Here is a 14,807-nt window from a genome sequence, read left to right on the forward strand (position 1 = left end):
TTACTCAGAATCTTCTTTGTTTTCATCCTCAAGAAGCTTCATACGGACGGGATGGCCGCCCCAGAGTTCCTCAAGGTTGTAATAAGCACGAAGAGCCGGCTGCATGATATGAACGATGGCGCTTCCGCAGTCGACCAGAACCCATTCGCCGGTCTCCAGACCTTCGATGCCGACGGCGTCTCCGCCGTTTTCCTTAACTTCCATGAAAACATGGTGGCCTAAAGCGCGAGTCTGACGATTAGAGTTGGCGGTTGCAACAATGACGCGCTCAAACAAAGCGGTCTGCTTAGAGGTGTTGAAAATCTTGATATCTTGTGCCTTGACGTCTTCAAGGGCGTTAACGATCACTCTCTGTAACTTACGAATATCCATAAAACTTTCTCTTGTTTAGTTAGCGGTTAATTGTACTCAGCCACGTTCTTTTCAACAGCAGAAAGTCTTCTTTTCTAGCTGGAAAACACAAAATTATGCAAATATCCGTGGATTGAGTTTTCTTTTTCTGAGAGATCGTTTTTTAAAATTTAAAAGATTTGAACTAACAACTCTACGAGAAAATGTTCCTGTTTTGGCCGAGCCTCATTCTGGCAGTTTATGTGGTTTGCAGCGGTGTTTTGCCGCTTAAGATTCATTGGTTTTGGAAACTTTTATCCGCAGCGGTAATCTTTCTGATTTCTATGAAGTACATGGCCTACACCATGAACGGCGGTACGTTCTTTGAGCCCGCAGTCAAGGGCGCATGGATGCTGACTTGGGAGGCATTGTACGGAGCACTTATTCTTGCGGCGTTTTTGCTTTTGCTGAAAGACATCTGTTCTCTCGGACTTTGGCTGCTCGGCACTTTCGGCGTAAAGACCGGCTTTAGCTTCAATCGGCTCGTCTTCATTGTTCCGATTTTTATTGTTTCTGTTGCAGGCGGCTTTTGGGGTATGTATGAAGGCATCAAAGTGCCTGAGGTGAAGACTGAAACGATTGTCTTTAAAAATCTTCCTGCTCAATGGAAAGGAACAACGATCGCCTTGCTGAGCGACCTGCACGTCGGGCCTGTTCAGCGCAAAGAATGGCTGTCCGAGATCGTGAAAAGGACCAATGGTTTAAATCCCGACATCGTGATGATCACGGGTGACTTTATCGATGGTCGGGTACAAAAACTTCTTCCTGAGCTTGAGCCTTTGAAGCATTTAAAGTCCAAGTACGGTGTCTATGCCGTACCCGGCAATCATGAGTACTACTCCGTTTATAGAGAATGGGTGGCGGCGCTGCCGACGCTCGGCATTAAAGTCTTGCGCAACGGCAGTGATGTACTGACTAAGGACGGTGCATCGTTAGTGGTCGGCGGAACGACAGACCTTGGTGCGTCACGTTTCGGAGAAGAGCCGCCGAACGTTGAAAGGACGTTTTCCGGAACGAGCCCCGAGGATTTCAGAATTCTTTTGGCGCACCAGCCAAAGACCGGTTCCCTGACAAAAGAGAAATTTGACCTCCAGCTTTCCGGACACACGCACGGGGGCCATATCTTCTTTATGTATCCGATTCTGGCCTATTTCAATGACGGCTTAGTGAGCGGCTTCTACGATCGAGGCGCAAGGAAGGTTTACGTGACCAACGGCTCCGGACTATGGAACGGCTTCACGATGCGCGTTGGCGTCCCTTCCGAAATTACATTCATAACTTTGGAATGATGACTACTTGGGATTTTTTGGAGGCCTTAAATTAACCGACGGAGACTTGACTCGGAAGCTGTCCGAAAAATTTTTTATAGTCTCCGGAAAACTGAGCGAGGCTCGAGTATCCAACGCTAAAAGCAGCTTGGGAAACGCTCCTCTTTTCAAAACGGAGGAGCCTGTCTGCCTCGTGTAGTCTCAGTTGTTTCTGGTATTGGAGTGGTGTTGTTCCGGTCAAAGCCTTAAATTGTCGGTTGAAACTCGACAACGAGAGATTAGAGGCATCCGCCAGTCTCCCGATTCGAATACTCTCTTTGTAGTCTTTTTTGAGAATGTCTATCGCCTTTGTGATTTTCGAGACACGGGAATCCGGCGAAACTATCTCTAACGCCCAACTGCCTAAATCTGAGGCAAGAAGCCTCAGCATGAGTTCCTCGTAATACAGTCTATCCAACGGAATGCCGTTTTGCTCTTTCTCTAAGAGGCTGCTCATCCGTGCGAACGCGAGAAGAAAATCGTTGTCTGCCTGAGATACGGCCATAGCAGAGCTGTCGGCCTCCTCAAAAGCATCGAAGCCGTACCGTCGTGCAACATCCGAGAGAATCAGGGGATCGAGCGTCAGCATGATGGAGAGGAACGGTCTTGCAGAAGAAGCTTCCTGAACAATAGTCCTCGAGGATAGGCTTAAGTTCGTTATGACAATGTCGCCGGCCGTGTAAGTAAAGGATTTGTCGGCAATGTAAGTCTTTTTAGTGCCTTGGAGGTAAGGTTCGTTGAAAGAGAGTTTTTGGCCTTGCTGTACTCTGCGGACAACATTGAGCTTGGGGACGGTCGTTCCTAGAAAACCTGTTCTTTTTCCGGCTTCTGTGATGACAGAAGTTCTAAGGTGGTCAAGGATTTCTTCTTTCGACGGTCTGAGTATCGACATGGAACCTCCTTGACAGAAATTAGTAAAAGAATGGCGAAGATTTGATAGAGCCTATTTTCCTTGATTTCTAAAATTTTTACATGGTTAGAAACCAGAAACGACAGGTTAATTCACGGTATTACGACCTTTGTTTGGCCTTGTTTCTGGGTGGAAACAAATAGGAGAAAGCAATGAAGAATTTGGTTCTGTTCGGAATATTCAGCTTGGCGGCGCTCAGCGTGAGTGCTCAGGAGTTGTTGATGTCCGAGCCGCAGGATGACTGGGTTCATTACAACACGAGTCAATACGGCGGCAAAATCAGTGAGAAATACACTCAGGGTTCAGTCCTTGAAGCCGTCCAATCCGGTAAGCCCCTCCCTTACGGTTCTGCCGTCGTCGGAATCGAATATGAGGACGAAGGCGGTCGAAAAGGACGCCTGATTCGCTTCATCCAGATGGAAAAGGTCCCTGACTTCGGAAAGAGTGTTCCTCAGAGCTACCGCAACGGGGACTGGCAGTATTCTTCATTTACGCCGCAGAAGCGTTTAATCACGGATGATCCGGTGCAGCGGTGTATGTCCTGTCATAAAAGAGCCGCGGATACGGAATTTATCTTCGGGTTCGATTCTATGAAAGCGTTTTCGGAGAACCGATAATGTTCGGCAGAAGAATTTTCCTGCTTGGAGCAGCCTACTTCATGGTGGGCTTTACGAGGCCGTCTGGGGCAGCAGAGTCGAGAACGTTGGTTGCTTTTTTTAGCCGACTTCCTGAAATGCCTTTCGGCGCCGACGCTGTTACTCATGCTACGGCGTCTACAGGAAACGTGGAGGAGGCAGCAAAAACGATCGGAACGCTGACCGGTGCTGACCTTTATGCCATTCGGTCATCAAGAAAATATCCCGTCCTTCATCGACAGAACTCTATTGAAGCAAAGAAAGAACTTGACGAAAATGCGAGACCGCCACTGAGCAGTCCGAGCGTTGACCTGTCAAAGTATTCAACCGTGTTCATTGGGTTTCCGATTTGGTGGTATGAGGAGCCGATGATTGTGCGCTCCTTCCTTGAAAAATACGACTGGCAGGGAAAAACGGTTATACCTTTTTGCGTATCTATGGAGGTTGGAATCGATCGCGCAGAAAACAATATCAAGAGGTTTTGCAAAGGCGCAAGAGTCTTATCCGGGAGGCGCTTTGAGAGCGGTCAGACCGTTCGTCCTGATGAAATTACAGCGTGGCTGAAGACAATCCAAAAGGAGAACGAATAATGAAAAGAAGAATATTTTTAGGAGCATTAGCGATGGCATCAGCAACAGCACCATTATTTGCCCAGCAGGAGAAGTCTGCCTTTCCTGTAGAGATCAAAATCAGTGGGAAGCCCTACCAAGCGGTCCTTTTCGACAATGCCACGGGCAGAGCGATTCGGTCTCAGCTTCCTCTAAAGATGAAAATGGCAGACCTGTACGGCCGAGAACTTTGCTATCGATTCAGAGCCCCGCTTCCGACGGACAACGTTGCTTATACAAGGTATGAGGTCGGCGAAATAGTCTATTGGCCGCCTAGACACAGTTTTGTGATCATGTATGCACAAAACGGAGAAATGTTTGATATGCAAAAAATCGGCAAAATCCTCTCACCGTTGCCTACTCATTGGTCGGGAGATGTTGAAATCGAAATTACAGCCGGAAACTGATTAAACGGGGAGCAATCGGCAGTTGAGGACTAAATTCCTTTGCCGCCTTCTCTCGGCAGATAAAGGTCGTGAGAAAGAATGTATTGATGTACGTCGGCAGTGAGTCCCGGAATCGTTTGAGAGCGAGCGGGCTCTTCAAATAAAGCTTTGCGAATAGCAGTTGAAGAGTACGGCGCCGGCTCGCTTCTTGCAAGTACGATAAGACCGTTAGGCGCCGGATTCGAACCGAGGTTCTGAACCGGAATTAACGGGAACTTTCCTTCATAAGGATCGTCGCCCAATTCACCGTCGCGCGTAAAAATTAAAAGATTGCACAGGAGCGGAAATTTTTCCCATAAGACCCAGGTCTTGAGATTTTTCCACTGGTCTGAGCCCATGATGAAATAAATCGGGATCTCCGGACCGAACTCTTGCCTGAAGGAATAGAGCGTATCGATGGAATATGAGGCGCCGGTGCGCTCCAGCTCTCGTCGATCGACAATAAGTTTGTTTTGGTATGGTGCAAGCGCCATGCTCAGCATGGCGGCTCGATCTTCTTCAGAGGCGCGGGCGGTTTTCTGCCAAGGACGCGTCGGAACAAAAAATACCTTATCTAGATGGCATTGTTCCAGCGCATCGAGCCCCATTTGAATGTGGGACTCGTGCACCGGATCAAAGGTTCCCCCGAAAACGCCGATTCTCAATGAGAGGCTCCTTTGAATTCGAGCTCGGTCGAAATCATTTTCTTAGGTCCGAACTCAGGATCGGATTCGACGGCAAAGAAACCGTAGTGAATGGGCTGGGATTCTTTATTGGTTGCAAACCAATAACGCCAAGGAGAATCTTCCTCGGCAACACTGGGCTCAGGGATTTCAAGTTTTTTGATTTCTCTGGGCTTCAAATTAACACCGAGGCGGAAAGGTCCGAAAGCCACATTAGAAAAAGCTTCCGGCAGTGCAGGACAGAGTTCGCCTTCAGTGGTGACAGCTTCAGCCTTAGCTTCGGTAACCTCTCCGCGCTCACCGATGATGAACCAAATGTTCTGTCCGATGACTTCGGGAGGAGGAACTTCATCCTCGACGGGCTTTTTCTTGGCCTTTTTCTTAGGCTTCGGTGTTTCTTGGATCGGAGCGGAATAACAAAGGTAGTCCGTACGATCGGGCAAGTGATGCAGACTGCCTCCGAACGCTTTAGTCACAACGGAAAGGGGCGTGACGCCGAGCACAATCGGAAAGTCTCCGAACTGAATGACAGAGGCGGGATTCTGCTCCAATGTGAATTGCGGAGTGGATAAGCCTTCGGGGTAGTCAAAAGGTTTAGGGGTCGGATCGGCCGGAAACGGACCGGGCAGGGGCGAGGTCGTTTGTGCAAATGCACAGGCACAAGCCCCGAGTCCGAGCGCTGCGATAAACGAAAAAAGTTTAGGGTGGCGCATAAAGTAATAATTAAAGTGCTCTGTGACCGATGTCTTTACGGTACTGCATACCGTCGAAATGAACTTTGTCCAGAGCTTTGTATGCCTTGTCACGGGCCTGATGCAAATCGTCACCGAGCCCTACAACGCAGAGGACGCGGCCGCCGCTGGTGACCAGTTCGCCTTTACCGTTGAACTTGGTGCCGGCGTGGAAAGTGACTGTGTCGTCGCCTTGGAGCTCAACGCCGGAGATAACGTCGCCTTTTCTCGGGGCTGCCGGATAGCCTTTGGAGGCCAGCACGACGCCGAGGGCGCAGCGAGGATCCCATTCGGCAATGACCTTGTCTAAAGAGCCGTCAATACCGGCTTCAATCAGCTCGGAGAAGTCGCTCTTTAAGCGAGACATGATGGGCTGGGTTTCCGGATCTCCGAAGCGGCAGTTGAATTCCAGCGTCTTAACCGTGGGTTTCCCGGCGGCATCTTTGCTGATCATTAATCCTGCGTAGAGAAAGCCCGTAAAGACGATACCGTCTTTCTTCATACCTCTGACGGTCGGATAAATGATCTGGTCCATGACCATCTGATAGATCTCGGGCGTTACGACCGGAGCCGGGGAGTAAGCACCCATGCCGCCGGTGTTGGGGCCTTCGTCGTTATCGAGAAGTCTCTTGTGGTCTTGGCTGGTGGCCATCGGAAGAACGTGTTCGCCGTCCACCATAACGATGAAACTGGCTTCTTCGCCATCGAGATAATCCTCAATGACAATACGGGCGCCGGCGTCACCAAGTTTGTTGTCCTGGAGTATGAAGTCGACGGCTTCGTGCGCGTCTTCTTCCGTCATCGCAACAACGACACCTTTGCCGGCGGCTAAGCCGTCGGCTTTGATGACGATCGGAGCGCCTTTGTGGCGGACATAAGCATGAGCGGCTTCGGCATTCGTAAAGGTTTCGTATTCGGCTGTCGGGATACCGTGACGCTTCATGAAGGCCTTAGCGAAGTCCTTAGAAGATTCCAGCTGAGCAGCTTCTTTGGTCGGCCCGAAGATCTTTAAGCCGCGGTCGCGGAAGATGTTGACAACACCCTTGGCGAGCGGAGCTTCGGGGCCGACGACGGTGAAAGCAATATCGTTGGAAGCAGCGAAATCGGCGAGTTCGTTCAAGTCGGAAATAGCCAAATTTTCAAGGTTCGGTGTATTTGCCGTTCCGGCATTACCCGGAGCAACGTAGACTTTTTCAACTCGGGGAGATTGGGCTAAGCGCCACGCCAGGGCGTGCTCACGGCCGCCACTTCCGATAACCAGAATCTTCATGGGAACTCTCTAAGTTTTAAGGTTGAATTGAGTAATTATTCAAAGACAGCGGTGGTGTAAACCTCAGAGACGTCATCGAGGTCTTCCAGAGCGTCGATGAGACGCTGCATACGTTCTGCGTCGTCGCCGGTAAGAACGGTTTCAGAGTCGCTCTTCCAGGTAACTTCAGCAACTTCGGGTTCCCAGCCTTTGTCCGTGAAGGCTTTGTGCAGAGCTTCGAAAGCGGCCGGATCGCAAGTGACTTCGATGGAGCCGTCTTCTTCGGTAACCACATCATCGGCGCCGTTATCAAGAGCGACTTCCATGACGTCGTCTTCTTTCAGTCCGGGAGCAAAGAGGAAATAGCCGCAGTGCTTGAACATGAAGGAAACGCTGCCGTCTGTACCGAGGTTGCCGCCGTTCTTGGAGAGGATATGGCGAACGTCTGCAACAGTACGGGTTCGGTTGTCCGTGGTGCAGTCGATGATCAGAGCTGCGCCGCCGACGCCGTAGCCTTCATAACGGATTTCTTCGTAGTTGGCGCCTTCAAGCTGACCGGTGCCTTTCAGAATGGCATTTTTAACAGTGTCTTTAGGCACGTTGGCTGCCCGTGCTTTCAAGAGAGAGAGTCTCAGACGCGGATTCATGTCCGGGTCTCCGCCGCCTAAACGAGCTGCGACGATGATTTCACGAATGACTTTGGTCCAGAGATTGGAGCGCTTTGCATCCTGACGGCCTTTTCTATGTTGAATATTGGCCCACTTGGAATGTCCTGACATTTAAAAGAGTCCTTAAAGCTATAAAAAGACAATCTCAAATTTTACCAAACACAAGGCTTGTACTTGCTTGGTTTCAGCAGATGCGGAGCATTGATGGAATAAGACCGTAGAAACCAGCCGTTCAGATAACTGACAGCTGCTTCTAAAGCAAAATAAATCAAGGAAGTGAGATGACAACTTCTTATTTTTCGGGGAATTGATGAGTAAAGCGCAGCCAAAAGAAAAGGAGACAACTTTTGTAACAGGTATTAACATTAAGGCCTGACGATCCGATGAGAGACAATTCCATTGATCATCAACCCGTTCAAGACAATTTTTATTCCAGGCGCACGGCACACAGGATTTACGTTCAGAATTAGGAGACTCCATGAAGAAGTACGTTTTGCCCTACGGACAAGGCTCTAAAGAAATCGAACTCGACGAAACTCTGGTCCTAAAAGAGGTTCGTACTAAAGAGTTTGAGCCGCTGAAAAACATCCCCTACGAAGTTCTCGAGGCGATCTACCACCCGATTGGATGTCCTCCCATCAACGAAATCATTAAACCGGGCCAGAAAATTGCTTTCATCTGCAACGATCCGACCCGCGTCGCAAACAGCTTTGATTTCATGCCGGTCCTCGTCAATGAGATGAATAAGCTCGGCGTCAAAGATGAAGATATGCACATCGTCTTCGCCTTGGGTACACATCGTCCTATGACAGAAGAAGAAATGGTTCAGGCAGTTGGCAAGGACGTTGCTTCTCGTTTGAAGATGTACAACAGTCTCTGCAACGAGCAGGAAGACTTTAAGTACTTCGGTACGACTTCCCGCGGAACTCCGGTTTGGATCAATAAGCATCTCTGCGACGTCGACCACGTTATCCTGACAGGTACGATCGTTCACCATTACTTCAGCGGATACGGCGGCGGCCGTAAGGCCATTCTCCCGGGATGTGCCGCTATGGAAACAGTGCGTGTCAACCACAGCTTCATGCTCGATCCAGCGGCCGGCCTCGGAAAAACGACCGGCAATCCCTGCTACGAAGACCAGATGGAAGGTGTGGCACTTTTCGCTAAAGGACGCTCCCTCTTTTTGTTTAACGCCATCCTGAACGCGAAGCACCAGTTCCTCAAGATGTTTGCCGGCGACTACATCAAGGCTCATAAAGAAGCCTGCAAGTTTGTGGACGAAGTCTACGGCAGCGTCATCCCGAAGGAAGCTGATCTAGTGATTGCCTCCTGCGGCGGATATCCGAAAGATATCAATGTTTATCAGATGCAAAAAACAATGGACAACGCAGCCTGTGCCGTTCGCAAAGGCGGAGCCGTCATTATGGTGGCTGAGTGCGTTGAAGGAAGCGGATCTGCCGTTCTGGAAGAAGCTTGCCGCCGCCTCGGTTCTCCTCAGGCCATTAAAGCTGAACTCGAGAAAGATTTCCGTATCGGTGCAAACAAGGCTTACGCCGTAACGCGCTTAATGGAAAAAGCCAAATACTACTTAGTGACTGCTTTAGATCGTAAGATGGCACGCGACATGCTGTTCTCAGGTGCTTATGACACGATCGAAGAAGCTTTGGCAGCTGCGGAAAAAGAAATCGGTAAAGTGGAATCCGTTATCGTTATGCCGGAAGGCTCTCTCACGGTACCGCGCGTCGAAGAATAATCTGTCGCGCAGCTCATACAAAGGACGCTTCGGCGTCCTTTGTCGATTAATGAGCTTTTTGTCCGAGAAGCCGATCGAAATATCCCGAGAGCTTCTCCATCGGCTTCCATTGAGCCGAAGCAAAGAGCGGGAAGGAAGCCAAGAGATGTTCAGCCTCTGTGCGCTCTTCCTCGGAAAGACGCTTGAAGTCTTCTCTTTGGATGTGCATTTCAAACGTTTCCGGACTGACCTTGCGAAGCCGGAAGCGAATCTCGCCTTTGTTCAAGCCGGCAAAGAAACGGTTCATTGCCGTTTCGGTTTCCTCGAGAGCGGTGAGGTCGGAGGCGAGAACTTTTTGGTTGTAAGGCAGACGCGTCAGCATACAGGGCCGTGCAGCCTGATCCCAATGGTCCAAGCCGATTAAGGCGCCGACTTCGCGATTGTCCTGTTTAGAAAATTCGGCTTCAGCCAAAGGTGAATGGATTTTCAGTTCGCTCAATGCCTTCAGTCCGGGACGGTAATGAGATAAGTCCGAATGGTTGGTACCGTCGCAGAGCGGAAGATCCGCTGCCCGTCTTTTGAGCTCAAGGAACAAATGCTTTTTGCAGAAGTAGCACCGGTCAGTGTGATTAAACTCAACAGCTTTCATCTGCAGGGGATTGAGATCAAGAAGCTCCATCTCAAAGCCGTTATCCTGCGCCCACTGCACGGCTTCCGCTGTCTCTTCCGCAGAAATGTGCGGACCTCTAACGGTGAGAAGTTTGACGGTGTATCCCAGATACTTGGCTGCAAAGCTCAGGAAACGGCTGTCCAAACCGCCGGAAAAGGCGATCGCGAGCCGCTTATCAGGCGCAATCTCAGCAAGCACCTTTTCAAGTCGGGACAAACGAGGGTCGTTATTCAAAACTTTTTCCTAATGCGAAGGTAGCGCCGTTAGGTACGCCTTCATAGACATACGTCCCATACACGGTTTCAATTTTTTCGATAACCATTTGCGGCCACGGACCAAACTCAGCGCCGAAAGCCTTAAGAAGGGCAATGCCGGTCGGCGTCACGGTTTCACCTTCGGCACCGAAAGGACGAACCGGAATACCGACTAAAAGCGCTTGAACAGCCGGCGCCGGAGATGGGATCACGCCGTGTGCGCAATGAATGTGTCCGTCAGCGATCGGAAGCGGGCTGACAATGAGACGATCCGGATTCAAACGAGTGAAGAGCTCGCAGTTAAAGCAGATATCCAAAATGCTGTCTAATGCTCCGACCTCGTGGAAGGTCACTTCTTCGGGTGTCATGCCGTGCACTTTGCCCTCGGCTTCAGCAACGAATCCGAAAGTTTTAAGCGCGAGTTCCTTGGCTTTGTTGCTCATCCGGGCTTTTTCAATGATGGCGCGGACATCGGACAGTCGACGGTGCTCATGTTCGTGAAGTAGCTCTACACGGCAGAAGGAGCCGCGGATACCGCCGACAAATTTGTCCTCAAGATGGACCGAACCTTTGAGCTCGGAAAAGATTCCGTTCAAAACGGAGTCTGCTTCTTCATTGTTCATGCCGAGCATGCACATTAAGCCGCACAGGAACATATCTCCTGCGATGCCGGAATGGAGACGAATCGTGAGAATTTTTTGATCGGCTCCGTGACTGTGGTGTTCGTGATGGTGATGATGGTCTTCGTGGTCATGATCCGCATGGTCATGATGGTGAACATGCTCTTCGCAGTGATCGTGAGCGTGGAGAGATTCGATATCGTGGGAATGAGGAGTCATTTGATTAGCATCCGAAAGAGCTGAGAGTTTTAGCGGCAGTGCAGGCGGCGCCGAAACCATTGTCGATATTTACGACCGAAAGTCCCGGAGAGCAGCAGGCTAAGAGACTGTTCAGGGCAGTTTTTCCGCCGTCACAGACGCCGTATCCCACAGAAGTGGGGACGCCGATGATGGGCCGGGAGGTGAGTCCCGCAAGAACGCTGCCGAGTGCGGCTTCCATGCCGGCCACGGCAATAATGATGCGGTGGCGGTTGATCTCTTCGATTTTGCTTTCCAGGCGCCAGAGGCCTGCTACGCCGCAGTCTTCGAACACTTGGAAGGGAATATTCATGAATTCCAGCGTACGCGCGGCTTCCCAGGTGATGAAGCCGTCTGCGGTTCCGGCGGAAACGATAGCGACACTTCCTTGGTGTTCTTGATCAAGCTTTTTGCAAAAGGCGGTACGGGCCAATGAGTCAAAAGAATAATGTCGGCTTACTTCGGCGGGAGAGGAGGAGAAGACCTCTTCACTGAGCCGGGTAAAAAGAATTGCCGGCGCATCCGCTTGGGAGAACTCTTCCATGAGACTGTAGATGACCTCACGGGACTTGCTTTGGCAGAAGACCGCCTCGGGAACCGAGGTGCGGGCCGCACGGTCATAATCAAAAAGAACGCGATTTTCTGTCATCGTCGAGGAGTCTCCTTTAGCCGAAAGTGCTGAGATATCTGCTCATTTTATTCGATGCGGCGGCGCCGTAAATTCAGGCAAAGACCGTACTTGTCAGTCAATTTTCTGCAGACGGTAGACCTTAGAGCCGAGTCCTTTCCTTTCGGCATAATCGAGAACGTCGACGGAATGTTCGCGTTCCCATTCTTTGCGCAGTTCCGGATCAGAGGTAAGACCATAGACGATATCAAGCGCGGCTCGGTCGGCAGCAATCGGATCCGTGGAAGCAACGATGCCGAGATCAGGACGATCCGCCGTTCCGCTGCAGCCGTCGACCGGTTTTAAGGCGTTGATGATGTTAATAAACACCCAGCGTCCTTTCTTGTAATCAAGGGCCGCGCTCACGGCGTCTGCCATAGATTCGGAAGTCTCTTTGGGAGAAGAGGGATGGTAGTAGTCCGTGACTTCGCCGGCACTGTGTACCTGGCACGCACCTCTGGCCGTTCCCAGACAGATGGAAAGGTTTTTCGTCGCTCCGCTGTATCTCTGTAAGTTATGTCCTTTGAAACGAACGATTGAAACCAGCGTGTCGTAATCAGCCAGGTGCGATCCGGTAATGAAGTTCTTTAGGTGGTAGCCGTTGTGCACCGGAATTGCTATTTCTTTTTCGGCATCCAAAATATCGATCGGAGCGACCTTGTTATAACCGAGGGATTTAGCGGTTGCCAAATGAGCTGCAGCGTCCGAGCGGGCGCTGTCCATGTAATTGCTCTCAATCAGCGTTGCATGAAGTTCATCAGCGATCGGCTTCAGGAGAGCCGGATCGATCATTTTGGCGCGGTCACGCTGATTTCCGAATACAACCTTCAAACCGACTCTGCCTTGTACGGGCAGTCCGACGGCTTTGAATATGTCTAAAACGGCTTGGGGCGAGACGCTCGGAGAATAAAAGACAACCGGGGCATTCTTATTGACTGTTAGGTGCGTCAGTTTGATGTTTTCGATAGGTGTTCCTTTTAAAGAACTGTCGGCGGTTTGAGCAAGAGCGGGGAGGGGGAGGCCGGAAACGGAGGCGCCAACCGCGAGTAAAACTTGTCTTCTTTTCAACATGATCGTGGGTCCTATGGAGAGAGGTGGCTGATGAAACAAAATTTACCAGTGGGCCCTTTTTCATGTCCAATATTTATTTTTTATTCTTTTTCATAAAACTTTAATATAAATTAACGGTCCCCATTAAGGCTCTAATTGATTCATGAGAATGGACATTCTGAGAAGCCGGAAATACTTTTTCGCCGCGATTCCTGAAAAAGGCGGCTAACTCATCGTGCCTTCAAACCAAAATGTTTCAAAAATGCAAGACGGAAAAGCCAGAATGAAAACAAATATGTCTAGGAAAAAGGCTAATTTGTAGGCGTTTAGATCATCAAAATATAAGTAGAAACACCTAATAAAATTACGTTTCGCATAAAATTGAAAAACCTTCTCATTCTTCAAAAAGAATATTTAAAAACAAATAATTAAGCTTAAAATTTAATCCGTAAGGTTTAGGTACTTTCCCTAATTTAGCGTACAAACTGAACTTTTCGCTTGTTTACAAAAACAAATCGGCGGATTATTCCGTTTGTTTCAGATGGAAACAATTTGTAAAAAGATCTCTGAAAGTTTAGACAGGAGAAATTCGCCATGAGTATTTATTTCTGGTTCCAATTTGCCCTGCTGATTGCATTCCTCTTCATCTCCGCTCCGCGCGGCGGTATGTTCCTGGGTTTGTTCTCCGGCATCAGTTTGATTGTGATTATGTTCGGTCCGAAACCTTGGTTAGGTCTTCCTCCGGGTAAACCGCCGGTCGACGTTATTCTGACCATCATCGCCGTGGTGGCAGCAGGTTCTACACTGCAGGCTTCCGGCGGCTTGGACTGCATGCTTCAGATCGCTGAAAAGATTCTGAGAAAACGTCCTAAAGTTGTGACCTTCCTCGCTCCGCTTTGCACCTTCACACTGACGATCCTCTGCGGTACAGGCCATACGGTTTACACACTCCTTCCTATTATTTATGACGTCGCAATCAAGACCGGTATCCGTCCGGAACGTCCGATGGCAGCTTCCTCTATCGCTGCTCAGATGGGTGTGATCTGCTCTCCGGTGTCCGTCGCCTGCGTTTCTATGGTCGCTTTGATCGCCGGCCATCCGATGGCAAACGGTACTGAAGTCGGCCTGGTTGAACTCTGCAGTTTGACCATCCCTGCCGGTTTGATCGGTTTGCTCGTCATGGCTACATACTCCAACTTCCGCGGCAAAGACCTCGACAAAGACCCGCAGTTCCAGGCTCTGATCGCTGATCCGGAAGCCAAGCGCTATGTTTACGGCGATTCCATGACTCTCCTCGGCAAGAAGCTTCCTTCCAGACAGTGGACAGCTATGTGGATCTTCCTTGCTGTTGTTCTCGTCGTTGCTCTGCTTGGTGCCTTCTCTGAACTCCGTCCGATGGTCGGCAAGAAACCTCTCTCCATGACTCTGGTTATTCAGATGTTCATGCTCTGCGCCGGCGCTCTCATCTGCATGATCACAAAGACTCCTCCGAAGTCCGTCGGCGGTACCTCTGTGTTCCGTTCCGGTATGGTTGCTGTGGTCTGCGTGTTCGGCGTTGCATGGCTCTCCGATACGATCTTCAAGGCTCACCTCAATGAACTGAAAGAAGTCCTCGTTGAATACGTCAAGCTCTATCCGTGGGCATACGCAGTCGTTCTCCTGTTAGTTTCCAAGCTCGTTAACTCTCAGGCTGCTGCTATCGCTATCGTGGTTCCGGTTGCCATCAGCATCGGTACTCCGACTGGTGTGGTTGTCGGCTGCTGCTCTGCTTGCTATGGCTACTACATCATCCCGACATATCCTTCTGACCTGGCTTCCATCGAGTTCGACCGTTCCGGAACAACTCATATTGGTAAGTTCGTGATCAACCACTCCTTCATCCTTCCTGGCTTGATCGGTGTGATCACCGCCACGATCTGCGGTTACTTTATGGCGATCGCTCGCGGCTGGATCTAAGAGAAGATTTAGTAC

16 protein-coding genes are annotated in these 14,807 nt (G+C 50.1%); 6 read left to right on the forward strand and 10 right to left on the reverse strand.

What is annotated here, in order from left to right; all coding sequences use genetic code 11:
* Positions 1-372: a ribosome silencing factor gene (gene rsfS, locus HMPREF9439_RS02820; protein WP_008863635.1), complete on the reverse strand. Its 372-nt coding sequence runs from the start codon at positions 370-372 to the stop codon at positions 1-3.
* A gap of 182 nt (positions 373-554) precedes the next feature.
* Between rsfS and HMPREF9439_RS02825 the strand changes: the two genes are divergently transcribed.
* A complete protein-coding gene (locus HMPREF9439_RS02825; protein WP_008863636.1) occupies positions 555-1,679 on the forward strand; it encodes a metallophosphoesterase in 1,125 nt (374 codons plus the stop codon).
* A 31-nt stretch (positions 1,680-1,710) separates the two neighbouring features.
* Here the strand turns inward: HMPREF9439_RS02825 and HMPREF9439_RS02830 are convergent, their stop codons facing one another.
* Complete coding sequence (locus HMPREF9439_RS02830) at positions 1,711-2,589, reverse strand: AraC family transcriptional regulator (protein ID WP_008863637.1); 879 nt, start codon at positions 2,587-2,589, stop codon at positions 1,711-1,713.
* Between the two features lie 170 nt (positions 2,590-2,759).
* Here HMPREF9439_RS02830 and HMPREF9439_RS02835 point away from each other — a divergent pair, with 170 nt between their 5' ends.
* From HMPREF9439_RS02835 to HMPREF9439_RS02845, 3 genes are read left to right on the forward strand one after another with little or no spacing between them, the layout of a single operon-like run.
* A complete protein-coding gene (locus HMPREF9439_RS02835) occupies positions 2,760-3,224 on the forward strand; it encodes a cytochrome P460 family protein (RefSeq protein ID WP_008863638.1) in 465 nt (154 codons plus the stop codon).
* Positions 3,224-3,832: a flavodoxin gene (locus HMPREF9439_RS02840; RefSeq protein WP_008863639.1), complete on the forward strand. Its 609-nt coding sequence runs from the start codon at positions 3,224-3,226 to the stop codon at positions 3,830-3,832. Before HMPREF9439_RS02835 ends, HMPREF9439_RS02840 begins: the two co-directional genes overlap by 1 nt.
* Positions 3,832-4,257 (forward strand): cyclophilin-like fold protein, encoded by a 426-nt coding sequence (locus HMPREF9439_RS02845; RefSeq protein WP_008863640.1) that lies wholly within the window; start codon positions 3,832-3,834, stop codon positions 4,255-4,257. Before HMPREF9439_RS02840 ends, HMPREF9439_RS02845 begins: the two co-directional genes overlap by 1 nt.
* Positions 4,258-4,286: 29 nt before the next feature.
* Here HMPREF9439_RS02845 and nadD read toward each other — a convergent pair whose 3' ends face one another.
* Genes nadD through HMPREF9439_RS02865 form a run of 4 tightly spaced genes read right to left on the reverse strand, consistent with a single transcriptional unit; the run spans position 4,287 to position 7,717 of the window.
* Positions 4,287-4,940 carry a nicotinate (nicotinamide) nucleotide adenylyltransferase gene (gene nadD, locus HMPREF9439_RS02850; RefSeq protein ID WP_008863641.1) on the reverse strand — a complete coding sequence of 218 codons (654 nt, stop codon included), beginning with the start codon at positions 4,938-4,940 and terminating at the stop codon, positions 4,287-4,289.
* Positions 4,937-5,671, reverse strand: a complete 735-nt coding sequence (locus HMPREF9439_RS02855; RefSeq protein WP_008863642.1) for a hypothetical protein — start codon at positions 5,669-5,671, stop codon at positions 4,937-4,939. The genes nadD and HMPREF9439_RS02855 overlap by 4 nt, the downstream gene beginning before the upstream one ends.
* A 10-nt stretch (positions 5,672-5,681) precedes the next feature.
* Positions 5,682-6,959: a phosphoribosylamine--glycine ligase gene (purD, locus tag HMPREF9439_RS02860; RefSeq protein WP_008863643.1), complete on the reverse strand. Its 1,278-nt coding sequence runs from the start codon at positions 6,957-6,959 to the stop codon at positions 5,682-5,684.
* Between the two features lie 35 nt (positions 6,960-6,994).
* The gene (locus HMPREF9439_RS02865; RefSeq protein WP_008863644.1) at positions 6,995-7,717 is read right to left on the reverse strand and encodes a YebC/PmpR family DNA-binding transcriptional regulator; all 723 of its coding nucleotides are present in this window, start codon (positions 7,715-7,717) and stop codon (positions 6,995-6,997) included.
* A gap of 367 nt (positions 7,718-8,084) precedes the next feature.
* Between HMPREF9439_RS02865 and HMPREF9439_RS02870 the strand changes: the two genes are divergently transcribed.
* The gene (locus HMPREF9439_RS02870) at positions 8,085-9,359 is read left to right on the forward strand and encodes a nickel-dependent lactate racemase family protein (protein WP_008863646.1); all 1,275 of its coding nucleotides are present in this window, start codon (positions 8,085-8,087) and stop codon (positions 9,357-9,359) included.
* Positions 9,360-9,405: 46 nt separating this feature from the next.
* On the opposite strand, the gene larE is transcribed toward HMPREF9439_RS02870, so the two are convergent.
* The 4 genes from larE to HMPREF9439_RS02890 form a co-directional block, all read right to left on the reverse strand.
* On the reverse strand, positions 9,406-10,242 hold the full coding sequence (gene larE / locus HMPREF9439_RS02875; RefSeq protein ID WP_008863647.1) for an ATP-dependent sacrificial sulfur transferase LarE: 837 nt from the start codon (positions 10,240-10,242) through the stop codon (positions 9,406-9,408).
* Entirely contained in the window at positions 10,235-11,101 is an 867-nt protein-coding gene (larC, locus tag HMPREF9439_RS02880) for a nickel pincer cofactor biosynthesis protein LarC (protein ID WP_040603372.1), read from the reverse strand. Before larC ends, larE begins: the two co-directional genes overlap by 8 nt.
* Positions 11,102-11,105: 4 nt before the next feature.
* Positions 11,106-11,768 carry a nickel pincer cofactor biosynthesis protein LarB gene (gene larB, locus HMPREF9439_RS02885; RefSeq protein WP_008863650.1) on the reverse strand — a complete coding sequence of 221 codons (663 nt, stop codon included), beginning with the start codon at positions 11,766-11,768 and terminating at the stop codon, positions 11,106-11,108.
* A gap of 93 nt (positions 11,769-11,861) precedes the next feature.
* Positions 11,862-12,857: a DUF362 domain-containing protein gene (locus HMPREF9439_RS02890; protein ID WP_008863651.1), complete on the reverse strand. Its 996-nt coding sequence runs from the start codon at positions 12,855-12,857 to the stop codon at positions 11,862-11,864.
* Positions 12,858-13,430: 573 nt separating this feature from the next.
* Here HMPREF9439_RS02890 and HMPREF9439_RS02895 point away from each other — a divergent pair.
* The gene (locus HMPREF9439_RS02895) at positions 13,431-14,792 is read left to right on the forward strand and encodes an anaerobic C4-dicarboxylate transporter (RefSeq protein ID WP_008863653.1); all 1,362 of its coding nucleotides are present in this window, start codon (positions 13,431-13,433) and stop codon (positions 14,790-14,792) included.
* Positions 14,793-14,807: the final 15 nt, after the last annotated feature.

Origin of the sequence: Parasutterella excrementihominis YIT 11859 (genome assembly GCF_000205025.1) — a bacterium.
In the GTDB taxonomy this organism is placed as follows: domain Bacteria; phylum Pseudomonadota; class Gammaproteobacteria; order Burkholderiales; family Burkholderiaceae_F; genus Parasutterella; species Parasutterella excrementihominis.

Coding starts and splice junctions, on each gene's coding strand:
- HMPREF9439_RS02840 (WP_008863639.1), top strand. CDS start 3,224: ATGTTCGGCAGAAGAATTTTCCTGCTTGGAGCAGCCTACTTCATGGTG.
- rsfS (WP_008863635.1), bottom strand. CDS start 372: ATGGATATTCGTAAGTTACAGAGAGTGATCGTTAACGCCCTTGAAGAC.
- purD (WP_008863643.1), bottom strand. CDS start 6,959: ATGAAGATTCTGGTTATCGGAAGTGGCGGCCGTGAGCACGCCCTGGCG.
- HMPREF9439_RS02890 (WP_008863651.1), bottom strand. CDS start 12,857: ATGTTGAAAAGAAGACAAGTTTTACTCGCGGTTGGCGCCTCCGTTTCC.
- HMPREF9439_RS02830 (WP_008863637.1), bottom strand. CDS start 2,589: ATGTCGATACTCAGACCGTCGAAAGAAGAAATCCTTGACCACCTTAGA.
- HMPREF9439_RS02865 (WP_008863644.1), bottom strand. CDS start 7,717: ATGTCAGGACATTCCAAGTGGGCCAATATTCAACATAGAAAAGGCCGT.
- HMPREF9439_RS02835 (WP_008863638.1), top strand. CDS start 2,760: ATGAAGAATTTGGTTCTGTTCGGAATATTCAGCTTGGCGGCGCTCAGC.
- HMPREF9439_RS02845 (WP_008863640.1), top strand. CDS start 3,832: ATGAAAAGAAGAATATTTTTAGGAGCATTAGCGATGGCATCAGCAACA.
- larB (WP_008863650.1), bottom strand. CDS start 11,768: ATGACAGAAAATCGCGTTCTTTTTGATTATGACCGTGCGGCCCGCACC.
- HMPREF9439_RS02855 (WP_008863642.1), bottom strand. CDS start 5,671: ATGCGCCACCCTAAACTTTTTTCGTTTATCGCAGCGCTCGGACTCGGG.
- HMPREF9439_RS02825 (WP_008863636.1), top strand. CDS start 555: ATGTTCCTGTTTTGGCCGAGCCTCATTCTGGCAGTTTATGTGGTTTGC.
- larC (WP_040603372.1), bottom strand. CDS start 11,101: ATGACTCCTCATTCCCACGATATCGAATCTCTCCACGCTCACGATCAC.
- HMPREF9439_RS02870 (WP_008863646.1), top strand. CDS start 8,085: ATGAAGAAGTACGTTTTGCCCTACGGACAAGGCTCTAAAGAAATCGAA.
- HMPREF9439_RS02895 (WP_008863653.1), top strand. CDS start 13,431: ATGAGTATTTATTTCTGGTTCCAATTTGCCCTGCTGATTGCATTCCTC.